This is a genomic window from Methylobacterium sp. D54C (genome assembly GCF_053345595.1).
The window spans coordinates 536,037-556,289 of the sequence record NZ_JBKFAK010000001.1 but is presented as its reverse complement, the minus strand read 5'-3'; the positions used below and the strand labels follow the sequence as shown (position 1 = coordinate 556,289).

The window sequence follows — 20,253 nt, the reverse complement described above, 5'->3', positions numbered from 1 at the left end:
CGCCGCAGACGCTCTCGAGAAGCCTGATCGCGCGCGGCGCGCCGATATGGCGACGCCGCCGGTCATCGAGGCGAACGACCTGTCCCACCCGGCCGACGTGACGGCGACCGCGGCCCGCGCCGACCTCTGCCGCGCCCGCGGCAGCGCGCGGGCGTTCCGCCCGTCCGGCGCGGCGAGGGCGGACTGAATCCGTGCTGCCGCGGTCACCGACCGGCTCCAGGGCTGCACCGCCCGAGCGGGTCGCGACGCTCGGACGGTCTTGGACGCCTCGATCCTGCCCCGCGCGGCCGCCGGCGACAGCCAGGCGCCGTGCGGGGTGATCGGCGAACGGGCCACCAGGAAGCTGGAGCGGGCCCGCGGCCTGTAACAATCGTCGCCGCCGTGAGCACGCCCGCGGGCGGAGCCCATGATCATCCTCCGCTCTCGCAGTGTAAGCCTTGCTAATCGGCCCTCGACACGCGCATAAGCCCCAGCTCGACGGCCGGAGAGATGCAGTCGTGAGCACGCCGCACACGCTCGTTCGGTTTCTGAAGGCCAACGCGTTCTTCGCTGAGCTTGGTCCGGAGGCGATCGAGACCATTGCCGGGCTCTGCACGACGCGCAGCCTCGCGCGACACGAGATCCTCTTCCAGAAGGGCGATCCGGGCGATGCCCTCTACGCCGTGCGCCGCGGGCAGATCCGGATCGGGGCCGGCTCCGACGACGGGCGCGCGGTCACCCTCAACCTGCTCGGACCGGGCGACGTCTTCGGCGAGATCGCCTTCCTCGACGGCCATCCACGGACCGCCGAGGCCGTGGCGCTCGAGCCGGCCGACCTGTTCGTCGTCGAGGGGCGGGCCTTCCTCAAACTGCTCCACGGCGATCCCGCCCTGGCAGTCCGGATCATCGGCCTGCTGTGCCAGCGCCTGCGCTGGATGAGCGCGCGCATGGAGGAGGCGACGCTGCTGCCGCTCGACATGCGCCTCGCCCGGCGCCTGATCATGCTGTCGGAGGATTACGGCGCCGAGATCCAGGTGACGCAGCAGGAACTCGCGGCCTTCGTCGGCGCGGCCCGGGAGAGCGTGAACCGCGTCCTGCAGGACTGGCAGAGATCGGGCCTCATCGATCTCGGCCGCGCGCGCGTGACCGTGCGGGCCTCACACCGGCTCGTCGCGCTGGGCGCGCGGGCGCAGACATGATCGGGGCGACAGGGCTTCACCGCATGAGAACGACAGCGCGCCTGGCGGCCACGGCCGCCCTCACCCTCGCGGCGTCGAGCGCCGCAGCGCAGACGCGATGTACGGAGACGACGCGCTTCGATCCGCCCTTGCGGATCCTGCACTGCGCCGACGGCCTGACGCTCGAAACCGAGCGCGCGGGCAGCCTGCGCCCCGTGGGACCCGACGGTGACGGACATCTCAAGGGCGCCGAGATCGGCGGCAACGCGGTCTTCGTCACCATCCCGGCGAGCCGCCGCGTCCGCCGCGACGGCTTCCAGATCCTCACCCCCCACGCGGTGGCCTCGGTGCGGGGCACGGTCTACGCCGTCGACGTGACGCGGGCGCGCACCTCCGTCTTCGTGGCGCAGGGACGGGTCGACGTCGCTCGGCGCACCGACCCGCAGGTCGCCGTCACGCTCGGGCCGGGCGAGGGGGTCGACGTTGATGACGGCCGCGACCCTCTGGAGGTCCGGCGCTGGCCCCAGGAGCGCGTCAGGAGTCTGCTCGAGCGGTTCGGGCGTTGAGCGAGGCCGGTCGGCCGGCGGCTCCGACGCCCGACCGGACCTTCCGGCTGGCGCGGCGCGTCTTCCTGCTCGCCGCGTCGCTCGGCGCGCTCGCCTGGGGCGCCTGGCTCGGCCATCTCCATCTCGCCGGGCGCGCGACGCCCCTCGATCGCCTGGAATCCGCCCTCACGGACCTGCGCCTGCGGCTCGCCGGCCCGCGCACGCCGCCCGCCAACCTCACGGTGGTGGCGATCGACGACGCGACGGTGCGGCGCGAAGGCGGCTTCCCGGTCTCGCGGACCACGATGGCGCGGATCGTCGAGCGGGTGGCGGAGGCCCGCCCGCGCGTGATCGCCGTCGACGTGCTCTTCCTAGAGGCGGGGCGGCAGCCGGAGGCGGACAGCGCGCTCGCCGTCGCCCTCGGGAAGACCACAGCGATCCTGGCTTCGGCTGCGGTCTTCGACGGGAGCGCCAGCGAGGACGGCATCCCGTTCGCCACCGCGCTCCACCGGCCGTCGCCGAAGCTCGGCGAAGACGTCGCGTCCGGTGTCGTCAACGTCGCCGAGGACGCGTCCGGCGTACCCCGCCATCTCCCCCTGGTCGTCCGCACGGCCGACGGCGTCGCCGCGTCCTTCGTGCTGCGCGCGGCCGCCCTGGCGGCGCGCAACGACCCCGTGCTCAGCAAGGGGCGCGTCCAGATCGGCGACCGCGCCCTGTCGCTGGACCTCGGCTACCACCTTCCGCTGCGCCCCTACGGTCCGCGACGCACGATCGCGACGGTGAGCGCGGCCGCCCTCCTCGACGGGACGGCGCCGGCCGCGGCGCTCTCGGACGGCATCGTCGTGATCGGCGTTACCGCGCTCGGCGGCGGCGACACCTTCGCCAACGCGTTCGATCCCGTCTTGCCCGGCGTCGAGCTCCTCGCCACCGGCATCGCCCACCTCACCACGGGGGACGCCCTCGTCCGGGACGCCGGCGTGCGGCAGCGAGACGCCGCGGCCTCGGTCCTCCTGGCGGTCGGGTCCGCGCTCGCCATCGCGCTGCTGCCGCCGGGCCCGGGCCTGATACTGGTCCTGCTCGCGACGGCAGGATGGCTCGCCGCGGGCGCCGTCGCATTCGCCCACGGCATCTGGCTGAGCGCCGCCCTGCCGCTCGCGGCCGTGGGACTGCCGGCGCTGGTCTGCGCGGTCGGCCGCCAGACGCTCGAGCGCCGCCAGAGCGCGCGCGTGGCGCGGTCCGAGCAGGTGCTGCGGCGGATGCAGCCTGCCGCCCTGGCCGAGCGGCTCGCGCGCGACCCGGGTTACCTCGCCGAGCCGATCGCGCGCGACATCCCCGTGCTGTTCGTCGACCTCACCGGCTTCACGCGCCGGAGCGAGCAGCTCGGCCCGGCGCGGACGCGGGCGATGCTCAAGACGTTCCACGATCTCGTCGACGAAGCGGTGACCCTGCGCGGGGGCGTCGTGGTGAACTTCATGGGCGACGGCGCCATGATCCTGTTCGGGGCCCTCGATCCGGACCCGGACCAGGCGGCGCACGCCGTCCAGGCCGCGGAGGAACTCATCGTCCGCACGCGCGCCTGGATCGCGGACAGCCCGGTCCTGCACGGGGCCGGGCCGGCCCTCGATCTGCGCATCGGCGCGCATTACGGGCCGGTGATCCTCTCGCGCCTCGGCAGCGACACCAACCAGCACATCACCGCGACGGGCGACACGGTCAACGTGGCGAGCCGCCTGCTGGCGGTCGCGGCGGACGCCCACGCCCGCCTGGCACTCAGCGCCGAGCTGGCGCACGCCGCCGGGCTCGAGTGGTCCGAGGGAGGATTCGAGAGCCGGACCGCGGCGATCCGCGGCCGCAGCCAGCCCCTCGAGGTCTTGCTGCGCCACCCGCGCGCGACGACGTCCTAGCCGCTCCCCCGAGCGCGTCGCTGACCGACCAGGAGATCACACCGAAACTGTGACCCGGGTCACAGTCCACCGCGGGCTCTCCGGTGCATCGTCCCCGTATCGCAACGGGAGACATCTCATGACGATCACCTCGACGAAGACAGCGATCCTGTCCTGTCTCGCCCTCGCCGCCCTGGCGACCGCGCCCGGACGAGCCGAAGCGCGCGGGTTCGGGCACGGAAGCTTCGGGCACCATGGCGGCTTCCATCACGGCTTCCACCACGGCGGTTTCCATCACGGCTTCCATCACCGCTTCGGCGGCCATGGCTGGTGGAGCCCGGCGGGCGGATACGCCGCGGGCAGCTACTTCGGCGACTGTCACCTGTTCTTCAGCCCGGTGTGGGGCCGCTACGAGCGGGTCTGCCGCTGAACCGTCACGCCGTGGGAGCAGCGGCCAGGCCGATCGGCAGGCGACGGGATGACGACGCGCATCCGGCCGCCCCGGGACGGCCGGACACCCTCGGACCGCTGCTCCGATGTTCGTGCCAGTCGGGACTCCGGAGGAGCATCGCTTATGCATCGCCACGGCCTGCGCATCCTGCTCGTCGACGATGACGCGGAGGTTCAGCGTGTCGTCTCCGGATACCTCGACGCGCACGGGGTCGACGTCGTCCCTGTGTCGACGCGGGCCGAGGCGCGCGGAGAGCTCGCGGATCCGTCGCAGTTCAACCTCGTGGTGCTCAATCTTCGCCCGGGCGCGGAGAACGGCCTCGACCTGCTGCGGGATTTGCGCGCGGTGAGCGATGTTCCCGTCATCCTGACGACGGCCCATCGCTGCGAGGAGTTCGACCGCGTGCTCGGCCTCGAACTCGGCGCCGACGACTACATCGTCAAACCCTACGGCCTGCGCGAATTCCTGGCGCGCGTGCGCGTCGTCATCCGCCGCGTGGCGGCGCAGGCCTCGTCCCGTCCGGCGGAGGCGCCGTGCCGGCGCTTCGACGGCTGGGTCCTCAACCGCCGACGCCGGCGTCTGATCAATCCCGACGGGGAAGAGGTCGTCCTGGGCAAGCGCGACTACGCGCTCCTGGCGGCGTTCCTCGACGCACCTCAGCGTCCGCTCAGCCGCGAGTACCTGCTCCAGGTCACCCGCGTCCACGACGACGTCTTCGATCGCTGCATCGACGTGCAGATCCTGCGGCTGCGCCGGAAGATCGAGCGCAGGCCCAGCGACCCGAAGCTCATCGTGACCGAGCGCGGGGTCGGCTACGTCTTCGCCGCCGCGGTCGAGAGCACGTCCCACTAGGGCCGTCGCGAGTGGCGACCCTGGTGGAGACAGGGGTGCACGGCCCGCGCCCCCCTGTGAGCGACGAGCCGCGGAGGCGCGCGTCAGCCCTTCACCAGCTTGCACGTGCTCTCGGAGAGCGGCTGGAATGCCTGGTCCCCCGGGATCGTCTTCAGGATCTTGTAGAAATCCCAAGGGCCCGTCGATTCCGCCGGGGACTTCACCTGGGCGAGGTACATGTCGTGGACCATGCGGCCGTCCGGGCGCAGCGTGGCGTTGCGGGCGAAGAAATCCTGGATCGGCAGCTCGCGCATCTTGGCCATCACCTTCAGGCCGTCATCCGTGCCGGCGGCTTCGGCCGCCTTCAGGAAGTGGAGCACCGCCGAGTAGTCGCCGGCCTGGACCATGGTCGGCATCCGGCCGCCCATCCGCTCGCCGAAGCGCCGCGCGAAGGCGCGCGTCTGGTCGTCCATGTCCCAGTAGAAGCCCGTCGTCAGGATCATGCCCTGCGCCGCCGGCAATCCGACGGAGTAGATGTCGGTCAGGAAGATGTTGAGCCCGCCCAGCCTCTGGCCGCCCTGCAGGATGCCGAACTCGCTCGCCTGCTTGATGGTGTTGATCGTGTCGGCGCCGGCGTTGGCCATGCCGATGATCTTCGCGCCCGACGCCTGTGCCTGCAGCAGGTAGGATGAGAAATCCGGATTGGGGAACGGATGCTTGACCGACCCGAGCACCGTGCCGCCCTTGGCCTTCACGACCCGGGTGACCTGCGCCTCCAGATCGTGCCCGAAGGTGTAGTCGGCCGTGATGAAGAACCACGTGTTCTTCGGATCGTCCGCCAGCGCTGCGGCGGTGCCGGCCGCGAGCGAGTGGGTATCCCACGACCAGTGGGCGCCGGTCGGCGAGCACGCGGCGTTGGTCAGCGCCATGGAGCCGGCGCCGGAGTTGATGTCGATCTTGCCCTTGCTGCGCGCGACCTCGCGCACCGCCAGCCCGGCGACCGAGGAATTGGTGTCGAAGATCGCGTCGACGCCCTCGGTATCGAACCACCGGCGCGCGATCGACGAGGCGATGTCCGCCTTGTTCTGGTGATCGGCGAAGACGAGCTCGACCTTCCGACCGTTGATCGGCCGTCCGAAATCCTCGACCGCGAGCTGCGCGGCCGTCACCGAGCCGCGGCCGGCCAGATCCGAGTAGCCGCCGGACATGTCGGTCAGGATGCCGATCTTGATGCCGCCATCCGCGTATTGCGCGGAGGCGGGCAGGGCGGTGAGGGCAGCGGCGCCGAACGCGGCGGCCGCCACCCAAGGACGACGGATCATTGTTTCCTCCCCAATTTCTTGTTCTTCAGCGGCTGCCCCGTACCGGAAGGCCGCCTGTCCTTCGAAACCGCGTTCCCTCGGTCTCAGAGATAGCTGCGGCCGTCCAGGTAGGCCTTGCGCCAGCGCCGGATCTCGACGCGCTCGAAGAGCCCGACCTTGTAGAATGGGTCCGCGTGGATGAGCGCCTCGGCCTCCGCGCGGGTCTCGACGTCGACGACGTAGAGGCCGCCGCCGGCGTCGCTCCCGTCGTCGTTCAGCTTCGCGCCGCAGGCCAGGAGCCGGTCCTTGATTTGGTCGAGGTAGACGAGATGCTCCGCGCGGTTCGCCCTGCGGACGTCCAGGCTCCCGACCTTGTCGAAGGTCTCGATCATGTAGGGCATGGCGGTGGTCCCGTCAGTTGGCCGCGATCGCGGAGGGATGCTGCGCCAGCGGCGTCACGCTGATCGCCATATACGGGTAGAGCGGCAGCGAACTCAGGATTTCGTGAAGTTCATCGTTTCCCGCCACGTCGAAGACACTGTAATTGGCGTACTGCCCGGCGATGCGCCAGAGATGCCGCCATCGGCCATCTTGCTGGAGATTCTGGGCGTAGGCCTTCTCCTCGGCCTTCAGGCGAGCCGCCTCCTCCTTCGGGAGGGACGCCGGAATGTTGACCTGCATGTGGACCATGTAGAGCATGACGTCGAACCTCTGCCGCCGGTCGTTCCGGGGCGTTTGACCTGCGGTCTGCTGCGTCGCGAAGCGCCGGACGACGCCGACACGACGCCGACACGACGCCGACACGACGCCGACACGACGCCGACACGACGCCGAGACGCGGCCGAGACCGGCGCGGGGCTGCCGTACGCGCCGCGGCGCCCGATGGCCAGACCGGATCAGGCATCGGCCCGGATCAGGTCGGCGGCCTTCTCGGCGATCATGAACACCGCGGCCTGCGTGTTGCCGGAGACGATGCGCGGCATGATCGAGGCGTCGGCCACCCGAAGGCCGGCCACGCCGCGCACGCGCAGGCTGGGATCCGTCACCGAATCCGGATCGTCGCCCATGCGGCACGTGCCGCAGATGTGGTAGATCGTCTGGCCGTCGCGGCGCGCGAAATCGAGCCAGTCCGCGTCGGTCCGGCAGTCCGGACCGGGGTTGAGCTCGGCCCCGCGGAAGCGCTCCATCGGCGCCTGCGCGACGATGGCGCGGGCGATCTTCATGCCCTCGACCATCGCCCGGCGATCCTCCGCGGTGGCGAGGAAGTTCGGGCGGATGGCGGGCGGCGCGAGCGGGTCGGGCGAAGCGGCGTGGATCGTCCCGCGCGATTCCGGTCGCAACTGCGTGACGCCGATCGTCATGCCCGGCAGGCGGTCGAGCTTGCGCTCGGCGGCGTTGGCGTAGCTCGCGTGCATGAAGAAGTACTGCACGTCGGGCCCGTCGAGCCCCGGCCGGGTGCGCACGAAGCCGTGGGCGAGACCGGTCCCCAGCGCCAGGATGCCCTGCCGCGTCGCGAGGTAGCGCGCCGCCGCGAGGCCGAGGCGCAGGCCGCGGGTCTGCTCGTTCAGCGTCACCGGCAGGCGCACGCGCCAGTTCATGCGCGTGCAGTAATGGTCCATGTAGTTGGCGCCGACGCCGGGGAGGGCGCGCCGCACGGCGACGCCGAGCCCTCCGAGGATCGCCGGATCGCCGAGGCCGGACAGTTCCAGGATCTGCGGGGTCTGGGCCGCCCCCGCGGCGAGGATCACTTCCCCGCGGCAGCGGAAGAGCCGCTCGCGGCCGCCGACCAGAGCGGCGACGCCGCTCGCCCGACCCGCGTCGAAGGTCAGCCGCAGGACGTGCGCGTCGGTCACGACGGCGAGGTTCGGGCGGGCCAGGGCCGGCCGCAGATAGGCATCGGCGGCGCTGACCCGCCGGCCGCGCCGCTGGTTCACCTGGTAGTAGCCGAAGCCGTCCTGGCTCTCCGCGTTGTAGTCGGGATTGCGCGGGTAGCCTGCCGCCTGCGCGGCGGCGATGAAGGCCTCCGCGATCGCAGGACGCTCGGCCACTTCCGTCAGCGGCAGCGGACCGCCGCGGGCGCGCAACGGTTCGCGGCCGCCCTCGTAATCCTCGAGCCTGCGGAAATAGGGGAGCACGTCCGAGAATCCCCAGCCGCGGCACCCGGCCTGCGCCCAGGCATCGTAATCCTGCGGCTGTCCGCGCACGTAGATCATGCCGTTGATCAGCGTCGACCCGCCGAGGCCCTTGCCCCGCGGGACCGCGATCACCCGGCCGCCGGTCGCCGCCTCGGGCTCGGTCCGGAACCGCCAGTTGTAGGATGGGTGCTGGAGCAGGCGGCTGAAGCCCGCCGGGATCGCGACCCAGGGGCTGCGCGCCCGTCCCCCCGCCTCGAGGAGCAGGACCCGGTGCGTCCCGGACTCGGTCAGGCGGCTGGCCAGGACGCAGCCCGCGGTGCCGCCGCCCACGATCACGTAGTCGAACGCGCCGGCCGCGACGGCGTCGATGTCGGTCGGTCCCACGGTGCGCCCCAAGCTCAGTCCCCAGTTCCCGCCTCAGAGGGCGCCCATGTGGCGGGCCATCAGGGCGATCTGACACTCCAGCATCGGCAGGCCCTTCTGGACGCGGCAGCCCGCCCTCAGCGCGGCGGCGAGCAGCGGCGTAATCTCCGGATCCATGATCGCCTCGGCGACGAACTGGCCGGCGTGGAGGGCGCCCAGGTCGAAGGGGGCGGCGTCCTGCGGGCGCATCCCGAGCGACGTGCCGTTGACGAGGAGATCGTGCTCCGCCTGGACGCCTTCGGCCGCGACCGCCAGCCCGGGATACGCGGCGCGCAGGCGCTGCGCCAGCGCTTGGGCGCGGTCCGCGGTGCGGTTCAGGATCGTCAGGCGGGCGACACCGGCCCCGGCGAGCGCGAAGGCGATGGCGCTCGCCGCGCCGCCGGCCCCCGCCAGCGCCGCGCTCCGGCCGCGCGGCTCCAGGCCCGAGGCGCGCAGCGCCTCGACGAAGCCGATCCCGTCGAGCATCGTGCCGACCATGCGCCCGTCCGCCTCCCGCCGGACGCAGTTGACCGCTCCGATCTGCTCGGCCTCCCGGGTGAGCGCGTCGCACAGGCCGGTCATCGCGGTCTTGTGCGGGACCGTGGCGATGAAGCCGCCGAAATTGCGCAGGTGCCGCAGCCCGTCCATCACGGCGGCGAGGCCGTCCGCCGTCACGTGCAGCGGGACGAGGACGCCGTCCACGCCGTGGCGGGCGAAGAGCGCCCCCATCACCTCGGGCGCCTTCACGTGGTAGATCGGGTCCGCCAGGATCCCGTAGACCCGGGTCCGCCCGGTGATCCCGGTCGCGGTGACCGCACTGCTCATGGCCGTCCTCCCGTCCATCGCCTGTCCGACCGGTCCCGGCTCACGTCATGTAGAGGCCGCCGGCGACGTCGACGGTCTGGCCGGTGACGAAGCTGGCCTCGGCGGAGGTCAGGTAGAGGGCGAGATCCGCGACCTCCTCGGGGGCGCCGAGCCGGCCCATCGGGGTCAGGCGCACCTGCTCGTCGTTGACGGCGCGGCCCACCGCCCGGACCATCGGGGTCTCGATCCGACCCGGCGCGATCGCGTTGACGCGGATGCCGAACGGGCCGAGCTCGGCCGCGAGGTGCTTGGTGAGCCCGATCAGCCCGGCCTTCGAGGCCGCGTAGTGGCAGGCGACGATCGGCGAGTGGGTCTTGCCGGCCACCGACGACATGTTGACGATCCAGCCCCGCCCGGCCGCGCACATCGCGGGCGCCAGCGCGCGGACGGTGTTGAACGCCCCTGTCAGGTTGACCGCGACGACGCGGCTCCACTCCGCCGGATCCATCTCCCAGACCCGGTGGGCCGCCCCGTCGTGCTTGGGCGAGATGCCGGCGTTGTTGACCACCGTGTCGAACGCGCCGCCCATCGCGGCGGCGGCCTCCGACAGGGCCGCCTCGACGGCCGCGTAGTCGGCGACGTCGAGGCGCAGCGGCAGGGCTCGACCGCCTCCGCCCTCGATCGCCGCGACGGTCGCCGCGACGTCGTCCGGGTTCACGTCGGCCACGCCCACCAGGGCGCCCCGCGCGCCGAACCCTTCCGCGATCGCCCGGCCGATCCCGCGGCCGGCCCCGGTGACGACGACGCGCCGTCCGGCGTGGCTCGGGCGCCGCGCGATCGCCTCGGCGTTCGTCTGCCGCTCGGTCATCTTAGATCCCCAGATAGGCGCGTCGGACGTGGTCGTTGTCGAGCAGGGCCGCGGACGCGTCGGCGAGGACGATCTCGCCGTTCTCCAGAACGTAGCCCCGGTCGGCCACCTGCAGCGTGTGGAACACGTTCTGCTCGACGATCAGGACGGTGGCGCCGGTCTTCACGATCCGGTCGACCACCGCGAAGACCTGCGCCACCACGATCGGCGCGAGGCCCAGCGAGGGCTCGTCGAACATCAGGAGCTTGGGACGGGCCATCATCCCGCGGGCGATGGCCACCATCTGCTGCTCGCCGCCCGAGAGGGAGCCGGCATTCTGGTCGAGGCGCTCGCGCACCCGCGGGAACAGGTCGAGCACGTCCGCGAGCGTCTCCGACTGGCGCTCGCGCGCCGCGCGGCGGTAGGCGCCCATCAGCAGGTTCTCCCGCACCGTCATCTCGGGGAAGAGCTGGCGCCCCTCCGGGATCAGGGTGACGCCGCGCGCCACCATCTCGTGGCCCGAGAGCCGGGTGACGTCCTCGTCCTCGAACAGGATCCGGCCGCGGGTGGGCTTCACCAGGCCCGCGATGGTCCGCAGCGTCGTCGTCTTGCCGGCCCCGTTGGCGCCGACGATCGTCACCACCTCGCCGGCGCGCACCTCGAGCGAGACGGCGTGCAGGATGCTGGTCGCGCCGTAACCAGCATCCACGCGCTCAAGCGTGAGCATGGGCGAACTCCTTGCCGAGATACGCCTCGATCACGGCGGGGTCGCGCACCACGTCCTGCGGGCTGCCCTGGGCGATGATCTGCCCGGAACTCAGGACGATCACCCGGTCGGAGAGCGCCATCACCGCCTGCATGACATGCTCGATCGCGATGATGCTGACGCCGGTGTCGCGGATCGACAGCATCAGGTCGATGGCGCGGCGCACGTCGGTCTGGTTGATGCCGGCCATGACCTCGTCGAGCAGCAGCACGCGCGGGCGCATCGCCATCACGCGGGCGACCTCGAGCCGCTTGAGGCCCCCGATGGTGAGGCCGCGCGCCTCGCTCCCGAGCCAGGGCGCGAGCCCCATCCGCTCGGCGGTCTCGCGCGCGACCGCCCGGGCCTCGCGGACGTCGCCGTGGCGGTGGAACGCGCCGACCATGATGTTCTCCTCGACCGTCATGGCCGCGAAGGGCTGCACGATCTGGAAGGTGCGGCCGACGCCGAGCGTCGCGAAATCCGACGGCCGGCCCGGCCGGTGCCACGTCCCGTCCGGCGCGCGGACGCTCACCGTGCCGGCATCGGGCTTGAGGAAGCCCGAGATCATGTTGAAGACGGTGGTCTTGCCGGCCCCGTTGGGGCCGATCAGGCCGAGGATCTCGCCCTCCCGGAGCGTGAAGCCGACATCGTTGGTGACGTGCAGGCCGCCGAAGCGCTTCTGCAGGCCCTCGACCCGGATCAGGTCCGCGCCGACCGGCGGCCGCTCCGGGACCCGCGGAACGGCCGGAACCGACGCCGCCTGCGCGCCGCGGCCGCCCGCGCGGGCCCGCGCGAAGCGGGACACGAGGCCCATCAGCCCGTTGGGCAGGAACAGGACGACGAGGACCAGAACGAGGCCGTAGACCAGGCCGTGGAGCCCCAGGGCCTTGGCGCCGAGCCAGCCGCGGGCCAGCTCGGTGATCGGCACGAGGAGCAGCGCGCCGAGGAGCGGCCCGAACACCGTGCCGAGTCCGCCGATCAGCGCGAACATCGCGATCTGGATCGACAGGGTCAGCGAGAACATCGCCGCCGGCTCGATGAAGGTCAGGTACATGGCGTGGAAGGTGCCGACCATCGCGGTGAGCGCCCCCGACACCGCCACGGCGACGAGCCGCACCCGCACCGTGCGCACGCCCGCGGCGCGCGCGGCCGATTCCCGCTCGCGGGTGGCGACGAGGTAGAAGCCGATCCGGTGGCTGCGCATCCACCACGCGACCGCCAGGGTCAGCAGGAGGAGCCCGAAGGCGATGGCCAGCGGCGGCCAGCGGTCCCGGAACACCATCCACGTCCAGCCGAACTTCAGCGGGATCATCAGACCGGTGGCGCCGCCGGTCAGGTCCCGGAAATGCAGCGCCAGGACGCGGAAGACTTCGAGGAAGGCGATGGTCGCCAGCGAGAAGAACGGCCCGTGCAGCCGGAAGCACGGGTAGCTGATCGCCAGCGCCACCAGCACGGCGAGGGCGGCGCCGGCCACTATGCCGATCCACGGGCTGATCCCGGCGCCGACGAGCAGCATCCCGCAATAGGCGCCGAGACCGTAGAAGATGCCGTGGCCGAGGGAGAGCTGGCCGGCGTAGCCGCCGACGATGTTCCAGGCGGTCGAGAGCGCGGCGAAGACGCAGATCGTGATGAAGACGTGGTAGATGAACGGGTTGCCGACCGCGACCGGCACCGCCACCAGGGCCGCGAGGACGAGCGCCAGCGCTGCCGCGCCCCGGCGCGGGAAGGCGGACGATGCGGCGGACGGTGCGGCTGTCGGGGCCGCGGACGGTGCTGCGGCGAGCGGGATATCGGTCATCGCGGGCTCCCTCACGGCGAGACGTGGGACAGCCGCAGCTGCCGCCCGAAGAGGCCCGAGGGCTTCAGGATCAGGATCGCCAGGAACACGCCGAAGACCGCGACCTCGCGCATGTCGGCCCCGACGTAGAAGCCCGTGACGCTGTCGATCAGGCCGATCAGGATCGCCCCGACGAAGGCGCCGCGGATGGAGCCGAGGCCGCCGAGCACGACGACCACGAAGGCGATCAGCACGAAATAGGTGCCGCTGTTGGGCGAGGTCGGGTAGAGCGGCGCGATCAGCACCGCCGCCACCCCGACGCAGGCCGCGCCGATGCCGAAGGTCAGGGCGTAGATCCGGTCGACGTCGATGCCCATCAGCTTGGCCGCCGCGCGGTTCTGAGCGACCGCGCGGATCGCCCGGCCCGTGCGGGTGCGCGCCAGGAACATCTGGAGCCCCGCCACCAGCACGATCGCGGACCCGAGGATCACCACCTGCCCGAGCAGCACCCGGACCGGGCCGATCTCCAGCGGCTGGCGCAGGCCCGACGGCGGCGTGTTGGCGATGTCGGCCCCGAAGACGAGGAGGGCGAGGTTGATCAGCACCGTCGACAGGCCCACCGTGGCGAAGATCTGGATGTGATGGTCGCCCGCGGCGAGCAGGGGCTGGATCAGGAACCGCTGGGTGAGGGCGCCCAGCAGGAACAGGACCGGCACGACGAGGATCACCGCCGCGAAGGGGTGCAGCCCGAGCCCGGTCACCGCGAGATAGGTCAGGTACATCCCGACCATCAGGAACTCGCCGTGGGCGAAGTTCACGACCTTCACGATGCCGAAGATCAGGGTCAGCCCGACGCTGACGATCGCGAACAGGCCGCCGAGCATCACCCCGTTGGCGAGCACTTGGAGGAAGACGTCCATCCCCGATCTCCGTGGACCTGCGTGACGGCGGCGCTGTTACCTTCGGAGACCTGCGGTTACTTGCGCATCTCCATGGGCGCGACGGCGGCGCTGTCGGGATAGACCGTGACGAGCTTGCCGCCCTGCCACTGCATGCCCATCATCGCGGCGCGCTCGTTCTGGTTGTTCTTGCCGAACTTGAACCCGTAGCCGACCGCTGTGACGCCGTCCTTCACGTCGATGGCCTGGACGGCCTTGACGATGGTTTCGGGCTCGAAGCCCTTCGCCTTGCCGATGGCCTCGAGGATGAGCTTGGCGCCGACGTAGTTGTTCAGGGAGTGCCCGGAGCGCGGGGCGCTCCCGTACTTCTTCTGATAGGCCGCGACGAAGTTCTCGATACCGGGCGTGTACTTCGTGTTGACGAGGTACTGTGTGAAATCCGTGTCGAGCACGCCCTCGATGACCTTGTGGCCGACCGCGTCGGCGGTGGGCTGCATCGAGTAGCCGCCGCCGCCGCCGATGATGGCGCCCGGCTTGAAGCCCGCCTCGTTGGCCTGCTGCAGGAACAGCACGGAATCGTTCTGGTAGGACGTCTGGAGCAGGACGTCGATGCCGCGCCCCTTCAGGTCGAGGACGAGGGAGGACATGTCGACCGTCGAGGCGGGGTAGCCCTGCGCGGTCACGACGTTGAGCTTGGCCTGGGCGGCGAACTTCTTCTGGAAGCCCGCCACCGAGGTGCCGTAGCTCGAATCCTCGTAGATGATGCCGATCTTCAGGTCCTCGGGCTTCTTGCCGAGCCCGGCGGCGGCCTTGTTGACGATCATCTCCACCGCCAGCTTGGCCATGTCCTCGGCCGTCGGGTTGGTGCGGTAGAGGTACTGGAGCCCGCGCCCGGTGACCTCCTCGGCCACCGCGCCGAGCTCGAAATACGGGATGCCGGACAGCTCGGCCACCTGGCTCGCGGCGATGGAGCGGGCGGACGAGTAGGAGCCGAAGATCGCCGCCACCTTCTCCAGGGAGATGAGGCGGCGTGCCTCGCCGATCGCCTGGTTGTTGTCGACGGCGTCGCCGCGGGCGAGCACCACCTTCTGCCCCTGGACGCCGCCGGCGGCGTTGATCTCGTCGACGGCGATCTCGACGCCGCGGGCGCTCTCCTCGCCGAGCAGGGCGAGCTGCCCGCTGAACGGGAAGAGCGCGCCGAACTTCACGTCGGCGGCTCGGGCCGTCGTCGGTCCCGCCGCCTGGGCCGCGGCGCCCAGCACGAGGGCGGCGGCGAGTGCACGCGCCAGAACTCTCATCGTTTCCTCCCGTGTCAGTCGCCGACCCGGCGCTTCGCGCGCCTTTCGGTCGGGTCAATCGTCGGCGTCAGTAGACGAGGGCGTCCTTGCCCTCGAAACTGGTGATCGGCGGGTAGGCGCGCTGGTCGGTGATCACGTCGATCACCGTCACGGCGCCGCCCGCGAGCGCGTCGCGCAGCGCCGGTGCGAGATCCTCGGGGCGCTCGACCCGCGTCCCGGCACAGCCGCAGGCCCGCGCGATGGCGGCGTGGTCGACCGCCTCGAAGTCGCAGACGTCGGTGAAGTCGCCGAACAGGCTCAGCTCCGCGTGCTTCTGGTAACCGAGGATCTGGTTGTTCAGGACGACGACGATGACCGGCAGCCGCATCCGCCGCGCCGTCTCCAGCTCCGACCAGACGTGGCCGAAGCCGCCGTCGCCGGTCACGCAGATCACGGGCGCGTCCGGGCGGGCGGCCTTGGCGCCGAGGGCGAAGGGCAGGCCCCAGCCGAGGCCCGCGATGCCGCGCGGCGTCAGGAAGCGCTGGCCGGCCTCCCGCGCCGTCAGGAAATTGGCGATCCAGATCGAGGCGTAGCTCGCATCGGCGACGACGACGGTCTCGGCGGTCGTCACCGCGTCGATCTCCGCCATGATCCGCTCCGGCCGGATCGGCGCGGCCTCCATGTCGACGAGGCGGGCCATGTCGCCGGCGTGGGCCTCGCGGGCGCGGGCGATCGTGTCGGCGAGCGTCGCGCGGCGGCCCTCCAATCCCGCGAGGTCGCGCTGCCGGAGCGCCTCGGCGAGGGCGGCGAGGGTCAGCTTGGCGTCGCCGACGAGGCGCAGGGCCTCGTAGTTGCGGCCGACCTCGCCCCCGTCGACGTCGAGATGGATGAAGCGGGCGTCCGCCGGGTAGAGCGACCAGCTGTCGGTGCCGTTCTGGTTGGTGCGGTTTCCGACGAGGAGGACGACGTCGGCCTCCGTGACGAGGCTGCGCAGGTGGGACGAGCGCGCCCGCGGCGCCATGAAGTACCCGACGACGCCGACGGAGAGCGGGTCGGTCTCGGCGACGGCCCCCTTGCCCATCACCGTGGTGGCGACCGGCAGTCCGAGACCCTGCAGGGCGGCGAGTTCCGGGTAGGCCCCGGAGGAATGGACGCCGCCGCCCGCGATCACGAGGGGACGCCGCGCGCCGGCGATCAGGTCCGCGGCCTCGGCGATCCGGGCCGGGTCGGCGACCGTGCGGTCGAGGGGGTAGGTGCCCAGGCTCGCCGACCGGCGCGGCGCGGCGGCCTCGAAGTCCGGCCGCTCGTCGAGGAGGTCCAGGGGCACCAGCAGCACCGCCGGCCCGGGCCGCCCGGAGGCCGCGGCCGCGAAGGCCATGTCGACGTAGTCGTCGATGCGCTCGGCGACCGCGACCCGGCGGACCCACTTGGCGACGCCCGCGAACAGGGCGAGGTGGTCCAGTTCCTGGAAGGCGTTCCGGTCGGTGAAGCGGCGGTGGACGTCCTGGACGATCGCCACGACCGGAATCGAGGCCTTCAGGGCTTCCGCGAGGCCCGGCACCAGCAGGGTCGCGGCGGGCCCGTTCTGGGCCGCGACCACCGCGACCCGGCCGGAAATCCGCGCGTAGGCGTCGGCCATGGCGGCGCCCGCGTTCTCGGTGCGGTAGCCGATCTGGCGGATGCCGTGATGCGGCGCGGCCAGGAACAGTGCCGAGGGGATGCTCTGGCCGAACACGTCGCGGACGCCGTGCCGGTGGAGCGCGGCCGCGAGGGCGTGGGCACCGGTCATGTTGGCGCGCTCGGACATCTCGGACATCAGCGGCTCCCCTGCGCGGCGTCGCCCATCGACAGGACGATCTTCCCGATATGCTGGCCCGCATCCATGCGGGCATGGGCCTCCGCGACCCGCTCGAACGGGAACACGGAATCGATCGGCGGCCGCGCGCGGCCCGCCGCGAGCAGCGGCAGGACATGCTCGGCGAGGGCTTCGGCGAGGCGCGCCTTCAGGGCCACCGGCCGGGCGCGCAGCGTCGAGCCCGTGAGCGTCACCCGCTTCATCAGCAGCGGCTGGAAGTCGATCTCCGCCACCCGCGAGCCCTGCTGGAACGCGATCTGCGCGATGCGCCCGTCGACCGCCACGGCGTCGAGGTTGCGGGCGATGTAGGGGCCGCCGACCATGTCGAGGATCACGTCGGGCCCGCTCCCGCCGGTGGCGGCCCTGGCCGCGGCGACGAAATCCTCCCGCCGATAATCGATGGCCGCGTCCGCGCCGAGCGTCAGGCAGGCCGCGCATTTCTCGGGCGAGCCCGCGGTGACGATCACCCGGGCGCCCCGGGCCTTCGCCAGCAGGATCGCCGTGGTGCCGATACCCGAGGAGCCGCCGTGGATCAGGAGGCTCTCGCCCGCCTGCAGCCGGGCGCGCTCGAACACGTTGCTCCAGACGGTGAAGTAGGTCTCGGGGATCGCCCCCGCCTCGACCGCCGGGAGGCCCTCCGGCACGGGCAGAGCGACCGCCTCGTCGACGACGGCCCACTCGGCGTAGGCGCCGCTATGGACCAGCGCCATCACTCGGTCCCCGGTCCGGAAGCGGCCCGCGCCGGGCCCGAGCGCCTCGACGATCCCGGCGAGTTCGAGGCCGAGCACGTCCGAGGCGCCGGGGGGCGGCGGGTAGCGGCCCTCGCGCTGCATCACGTCCGGACGGTTGATGCCCGCGGCCTCGACGCGCACGAGCACTTGGCCCTGGCCCGGCTCCGGGCGCGGACGCTCGACGATCCGGAGGACCTCGGGACCGCCCTGTCCGTCGGCGATCACGGCTCGCATGCCCATGCTCATCGCTCCGTTTCCCGGCTCGCCGCCGCTTCCGGGAGAAGCAGCACCTTCATGGCCTGCCGGCTGCGCGCCAGCTCGAACGCCGCCCCGGCTTCCGCGAGGGGGCGGCGGTGGGTGATCAGCGCCGCCAGCGTCCCGGCATGCGCCGCGAGGAGCGCGAGCGCGGCGTCGAAGGCGCGCGCCGTCGTGTCGTGGGCCGCGCGCAGCTGCTTCTTGCTGCGCACGAAACCCGTCAGGTCGAGGTCGAGGGAGCCGGAATGGATGCCGGCCACCACCATCACGCCGCCCGAGCGCAGGACGGCCAACCCGTCACTGACCGACCGGGCGGAACCGGTCGCCTCGACCACCCGGTCGACCTCCCCGTCGAAGGCGCGCCGGACGGCGTCGTCCAGGCCGATGCCGGCGAGATCGACCGTGCGGCGGATGCCGATCCGCCGGGCGAGGTCGAGGCGCGCGGCGTCGTCGAGCCCGGCGAGCAGCACGTCCGCGCCCCGCTGCTGTGCCACGAAGGCGATGCAGAGGCCGATCGGGCCCGGCCCGAGCACCGCCACGCGGTCGCCGGGACCGACCTCCGCGACGTCCACCGCGTTGACCGCGACCGCCAGCGGCTCGGCCAGGGCCGCGACGGTCAGCGGCAACCCGACCGGCAGGCGGCGGCAATTGTCGGCCGGGACGACGACCTGATCGGCGAAGGCCCCGTCGGCGTGCAGGCCGACGATGCGGCGGCCCTGGCAATCCTGCGGCCGCGCGGCGGCGCAGGCCGCGCAGGCGCCGCACGGCACCGTCGGCCAGCAGGTGACCCGGTCGCCGACCGCGAGCGCGGTCACGCCGTCCCCCACCGCCCGGACCGTGCCGGAGAACTCGTGACCGAGAGTGACCGGCATGAACGCGGTCATGAACCCGTAGCCCGGGGTCCACTCGAAGGCGTGGATGTCGCTGCCGCAGATGCCGGCCGCGGCGACCGCGACGGTGACGCGTCCCGTGCCCGGGGCAGCGGGCGCATCGACGTGGACGAGGTCCGCCCCGAAGGCGGCGGTCGCCTTGCGCAACGCAAGCATTTCCGTCCCCTGTCTCCCGCCGAGCCCGCCGGCCCGGCGGCCTGCCTCGCGGCACGTGCCGTCGACGCTAGGCGTAATTTGTTATAACAAACATCGGACGAAGGGGAGCAATATGTCAAGCGCTTCGGCGTCCGAACCGGAAACAGGCGATATCGTGCCGGACTGGGTCCGCCCGATCGTCAAGGAGAGCCTGAGCGAGCGGGCCTACCGCGAGCTGCGCGTCGCGCTGATGCGCGGGCAGTTGCGACCCGACACGCGCCTGAGGCTCCGGCCGATGTCGGCCCGGTTCGGCATCAGCGCGACCCCTATGCGCGAGGCCCTTCTCAGGCTCGTCGCCGAGAAGGCCCTCGCCCTCGACGCGCGCGGCAGCGTCGTCGTGCCCCGCCTGACCTTGGATCAGCTCCTGGAGATCCGGGCGATCCGCACGGATCTCGAGGGGCGTGCCGCCGCCGCTGGGGCAGCTAGCCGCGCGGCCGAGGTCGACGACCTCGAGGCGATCCACGCGCAGATCTCGCACTGTCACGCGAGCCGCGACTTCGCGCGGGCAGTGAACCTCAACACCGAGTTTCACCTGACGCTGTGCAGGCTCGGACAGATGCCGATCCTGTACGAGATCGTGGAGTTGCTGTGGGTGCGCTGCGGCCCGATCCTGTCGCACCTCTACGATGACGGCGTCCCCGACTGGGAGCCGCACCCCCATCGCCGCATCATCGACGCCCTGCGCCGCGGTGACCCGGAGGCGGCCCGGGATGCCGTGCGCGAGGACATCGAGCGCGGCGGGAGCGGCCTGTTCGCGCATGTCCGCGCGGCCGCCACAGGGTGATGACCGGCTCGCGGAGAGTCTACGAGCGATCGATCGATGGCCGAAGCAACGAGCCGACCTCGGCGGCCACGGCCCCGAAGGCGCCGGCGTCGATTGGCCCGCGGTTGCGGAACGCCGGAGCTCGATTATCGTGCACCCATGCGCGCCGATCTCGCCGTCCTCGCTCTGGTCTTCGCCGCCACGGGCGCGCGCGCCCAGCAGCAGCTTCCGACCGTTCCGGAATTGCTGACGGCCGAGGCGAACGCCGCACGCGCCTGCGAGAGCACCGGCGATCCCGCTATCACGCGGGAGCAGTGTCGGTTGCGCGATCGGCTGAGCGGACGCCTGGCGCAGGCGGGCTATTGCTGGGGCCGCAAGGGGCAGGCGGACGAGAAGAAGGAATGGCACGCCTGCCAGCCGGACTCGATCTACGAGGATGACATCGAGGCCGTGCAGCGCTGAGCGGCAGGCTTCGTCGTCGAACGCGGCCCCGCCACCCGAAGGTCTGTA

21 protein-coding genes are annotated in these 20,253 nt (G+C 72.1%); 8 read left to right on the top strand and 13 right to left on the bottom strand.

What is annotated here, in order from left to right; translation table 11 throughout:
• The first annotated feature begins 46 nt into the window (after positions 1 to 46).
• The 6 genes from ACLBYB_RS02875 to ACLBYB_RS02850 all read left to right on the top strand — a co-directional run bounded on the left by ACLBYB_RS02875 (position 47) and on the right by ACLBYB_RS02850 (position 4,888).
• Positions 47 to 187 carry a hypothetical protein gene (locus ACLBYB_RS02875; protein ID WP_447697787.1) on the top strand — a complete coding sequence of 47 codons (141 nt, stop codon included), beginning with the start codon at positions 47 to 49 and terminating at the stop codon, positions 185 to 187.
• Positions 188 to 497: 310 nt separating this feature from the next.
• A complete protein-coding gene (locus ACLBYB_RS02870) occupies positions 498 to 1,178 on the top strand; it encodes a Crp/Fnr family transcriptional regulator (RefSeq protein WP_020091685.1) in 681 nt (226 codons plus the stop codon).
• 23 nt (positions 1,179 to 1,201) lie between these two features.
• The gene (locus ACLBYB_RS02865; RefSeq protein WP_091678736.1) at positions 1,202 to 1,723 is read left to right on the top strand and encodes a FecR domain-containing protein; all 522 of its coding nucleotides are present in this window, start codon (positions 1,202 to 1,204) and stop codon (positions 1,721 to 1,723) included.
• The gene (locus ACLBYB_RS02860) at positions 1,720 to 3,606 is read left to right on the top strand and encodes a CHASE2 domain-containing protein (protein ID WP_447697786.1); all 1,887 of its coding nucleotides are present in this window, start codon (positions 1,720 to 1,722) and stop codon (positions 3,604 to 3,606) included. Before ACLBYB_RS02865 ends, ACLBYB_RS02860 begins: the two co-directional genes overlap by 4 nt.
• 118 nt (positions 3,607 to 3,724) lie before the next feature.
• On the top strand, positions 3,725 to 4,015 hold the full coding sequence (locus ACLBYB_RS02855; protein ID WP_447697785.1) for a hypothetical protein: 291 nt from the start codon (positions 3,725 to 3,727) through the stop codon (positions 4,013 to 4,015).
• Positions 4,016 to 4,159: 144 nt separating this feature from the next.
• Positions 4,160 to 4,888, top strand: a complete 729-nt coding sequence (locus tag ACLBYB_RS02850) for a winged helix-turn-helix domain-containing protein (protein WP_447697784.1) — start codon at positions 4,160 to 4,162, stop codon at positions 4,886 to 4,888.
• A gap of 83 nt (positions 4,889 to 4,971) precedes the next feature.
• Here ACLBYB_RS02850 and ACLBYB_RS02845 read toward each other — a convergent pair whose 3' ends face one another.
• From ACLBYB_RS02845 to ACLBYB_RS02785, 13 genes are all read right to left on the bottom strand, one after another.
• A complete protein-coding gene (locus ACLBYB_RS02845; RefSeq protein ID WP_042675772.1) occupies positions 4,972 to 6,189 on the bottom strand; it encodes an ABC transporter substrate-binding protein in 1,218 nt (405 codons plus the stop codon).
• A gap of 83 nt (positions 6,190 to 6,272) precedes the next feature.
• Positions 6,273 to 6,569, bottom strand: coding sequence for a YciI family protein (locus ACLBYB_RS02840; RefSeq protein WP_447697783.1), 297 nt, complete (start codon positions 6,567 to 6,569; stop codon positions 6,273 to 6,275).
• Positions 6,570 to 6,582: 13 nt separating this feature from the next.
• Positions 6,583 to 6,867, bottom strand: coding sequence for a muconolactone Delta-isomerase (catC, locus tag ACLBYB_RS02835; protein WP_447697782.1), 285 nt, complete (start codon positions 6,865 to 6,867; stop codon positions 6,583 to 6,585).
• A 197-nt stretch (positions 6,868 to 7,064) separates the two neighbouring features.
• Positions 7,065 to 8,687: a GMC family oxidoreductase gene (locus ACLBYB_RS02830; RefSeq protein ID WP_447698133.1), complete on the bottom strand. Its 1,623-nt coding sequence runs from the start codon at positions 8,685 to 8,687 to the stop codon at positions 7,065 to 7,067.
• A 33-nt stretch (positions 8,688 to 8,720) separates the two neighbouring features.
• Positions 8,721 to 9,530 carry a shikimate dehydrogenase family protein gene (locus tag ACLBYB_RS02825; protein WP_447697781.1) on the bottom strand — a complete coding sequence of 270 codons (810 nt, stop codon included), beginning with the start codon at positions 9,528 to 9,530 and terminating at the stop codon, positions 8,721 to 8,723.
• A 40-nt stretch (positions 9,531 to 9,570) separates the two neighbouring features.
• Entirely contained in the window at positions 9,571 to 10,377 is an 807-nt protein-coding gene (gene fabG / locus ACLBYB_RS02820) for a 3-oxoacyl-ACP reductase FabG (RefSeq protein WP_447697780.1), read from the bottom strand.
• Between the two features lies 1 nt (position 10,378).
• Positions 10,379 to 11,083, bottom strand: coding sequence for an ABC transporter ATP-binding protein (locus ACLBYB_RS02815; RefSeq protein WP_020091696.1), 705 nt, complete (start codon positions 11,081 to 11,083; stop codon positions 10,379 to 10,381).
• Positions 11,070 to 12,899, bottom strand: a complete 1,830-nt coding sequence (locus ACLBYB_RS02810) for a branched-chain amino acid ABC transporter ATP-binding protein/permease (RefSeq protein WP_447697779.1) — start codon at positions 12,897 to 12,899, stop codon at positions 11,070 to 11,072. Before ACLBYB_RS02810 ends, ACLBYB_RS02815 begins: the two co-directional genes overlap by 14 nt.
• 11 nt (positions 12,900 to 12,910) lie before the next feature.
• On the bottom strand, positions 12,911 to 13,798 hold the full coding sequence (locus tag ACLBYB_RS02805; protein ID WP_447697778.1) for a branched-chain amino acid ABC transporter permease: 888 nt from the start codon (positions 13,796 to 13,798) through the stop codon (positions 12,911 to 12,913).
• 56 nt (positions 13,799 to 13,854) lie between these two features.
• Entirely contained in the window at positions 13,855 to 15,075 is a 1,221-nt protein-coding gene (locus ACLBYB_RS02800) for an ABC transporter substrate-binding protein (protein WP_447697777.1), read from the bottom strand.
• Between the two features lie 67 nt (positions 15,076 to 15,142).
• Positions 15,143 to 16,870, bottom strand: a complete 1,728-nt coding sequence (locus ACLBYB_RS02795; protein WP_447697776.1) for an acetolactate synthase catalytic subunit — start codon at positions 16,868 to 16,870, stop codon at positions 15,143 to 15,145.
• Positions 16,870 to 17,886 carry an NAD(P)H-quinone oxidoreductase gene (locus tag ACLBYB_RS02790; RefSeq protein WP_447697775.1) on the bottom strand — a complete coding sequence of 339 codons (1,017 nt, stop codon included), beginning with the start codon at positions 17,884 to 17,886 and terminating at the stop codon, positions 16,870 to 16,872. Before ACLBYB_RS02790 ends, ACLBYB_RS02795 begins: the two co-directional genes overlap by 1 nt.
• Entirely contained in the window at positions 17,883 to 18,941 is a 1,059-nt protein-coding gene (locus ACLBYB_RS02785; protein WP_447697774.1) for a zinc-dependent alcohol dehydrogenase, read from the bottom strand. Before ACLBYB_RS02785 ends, ACLBYB_RS02790 begins: the two co-directional genes overlap by 4 nt.
• A 112-nt stretch (positions 18,942 to 19,053) precedes the next feature.
• On the opposite strand from ACLBYB_RS02785, the gene ACLBYB_RS02780 reads away from it, so the two are divergent.
• Both ACLBYB_RS02780 and ACLBYB_RS02775 read left to right on the top strand, forming a co-directional pair.
• Positions 19,054 to 19,764, top strand: coding sequence for a GntR family transcriptional regulator (locus ACLBYB_RS02780; protein ID WP_026604719.1), 711 nt, complete (start codon positions 19,054 to 19,056; stop codon positions 19,762 to 19,764).
• Between the two features lie 138 nt (positions 19,765 to 19,902).
• A complete protein-coding gene (locus ACLBYB_RS02775; protein WP_020091704.1) occupies positions 19,903 to 20,205 on the top strand; it encodes a hypothetical protein in 303 nt (100 codons plus the stop codon).
• Positions 20,206 to 20,253 lie beyond the last annotated feature (48 nt).

What these genes read in the sequence shown, in the direction of transcription:
- ACLBYB_RS02875 (WP_447697787.1), top strand. Translation starts at nt 47, where the DNA reads ATGGCGACGCCGCCGGTCATCGAGGCGAACGACCTGTCCCACCCGGCC.
- ACLBYB_RS02865 (WP_091678736.1), top strand. Translation starts at nt 1,202, where the DNA reads ATGAGAACGACAGCGCGCCTGGCGGCCACGGCCGCCCTCACCCTCGCG.
- ACLBYB_RS02855 (WP_447697785.1), top strand. Translation starts at nt 3,725, where the DNA reads ATGACGATCACCTCGACGAAGACAGCGATCCTGTCCTGTCTCGCCCTC.
- ACLBYB_RS02850 (WP_447697784.1), top strand. Translation starts at nt 4,160, where the DNA reads ATGCATCGCCACGGCCTGCGCATCCTGCTCGTCGACGATGACGCGGAG.
- ACLBYB_RS02845 (WP_042675772.1), bottom strand. Translation starts at nt 6,189, where the DNA reads ATGATCCGTCGTCCTTGGGTGGCGGCCGCCGCGTTCGGCGCCGCTGCC.
- ACLBYB_RS02840 (WP_447697783.1), bottom strand. Translation starts at nt 6,569, where the DNA reads ATGCCCTACATGATCGAGACCTTCGACAAGGTCGGGAGCCTGGACGTC.
- catC (WP_447697782.1), bottom strand. Translation starts at nt 6,867, where the DNA reads ATGCTCTACATGGTCCACATGCAGGTCAACATTCCGGCGTCCCTCCCG.
- ACLBYB_RS02825 (WP_447697781.1), bottom strand. Translation starts at nt 9,530, where the DNA reads ATGAGCAGTGCGGTCACCGCGACCGGGATCACCGGGCGGACCCGGGTC.
- fabG (WP_447697780.1), bottom strand. Translation starts at nt 10,377, where the DNA reads ATGACCGAGCGGCAGACGAACGCCGAGGCGATCGCGCGGCGCCCGAGC.
- ACLBYB_RS02815 (WP_020091696.1), bottom strand. Translation starts at nt 11,083, where the DNA reads ATGCTCACGCTTGAGCGCGTGGATGCTGGTTACGGCGCGACCAGCATC.
- ACLBYB_RS02810 (WP_447697779.1), bottom strand. Translation starts at nt 12,899, where the DNA reads ATGACCGATATCCCGCTCGCCGCAGCACCGTCCGCGGCCCCGACAGCC.
- ACLBYB_RS02805 (WP_447697778.1), bottom strand. Translation starts at nt 13,798, where the DNA reads ATGGACGTCTTCCTCCAAGTGCTCGCCAACGGGGTGATGCTCGGCGGC.
- ACLBYB_RS02800 (WP_447697777.1), bottom strand. Translation starts at nt 15,075, where the DNA reads ATGAGAGTTCTGGCGCGTGCACTCGCCGCCGCCCTCGTGCTGGGCGCC.
- ACLBYB_RS02795 (WP_447697776.1), bottom strand. Translation starts at nt 16,870, where the DNA reads ATGTCCGAGATGTCCGAGCGCGCCAACATGACCGGTGCCCACGCCCTC.
- ACLBYB_RS02790 (WP_447697775.1), bottom strand. Translation starts at nt 17,886, where the DNA reads ATGAGCATGGGCATGCGAGCCGTGATCGCCGACGGACAGGGCGGTCCC.
- ACLBYB_RS02785 (WP_447697774.1), bottom strand. Translation starts at nt 18,941, where the DNA reads ATGCTTGCGTTGCGCAAGGCGACCGCCGCCTTCGGGGCGGACCTCGTC.
- ACLBYB_RS02780 (WP_026604719.1), top strand. Translation starts at nt 19,054, where the DNA reads ATGTCAAGCGCTTCGGCGTCCGAACCGGAAACAGGCGATATCGTGCCG.
- ACLBYB_RS02775 (WP_020091704.1), top strand. Translation starts at nt 19,903, where the DNA reads ATGCGCGCCGATCTCGCCGTCCTCGCTCTGGTCTTCGCCGCCACGGGC.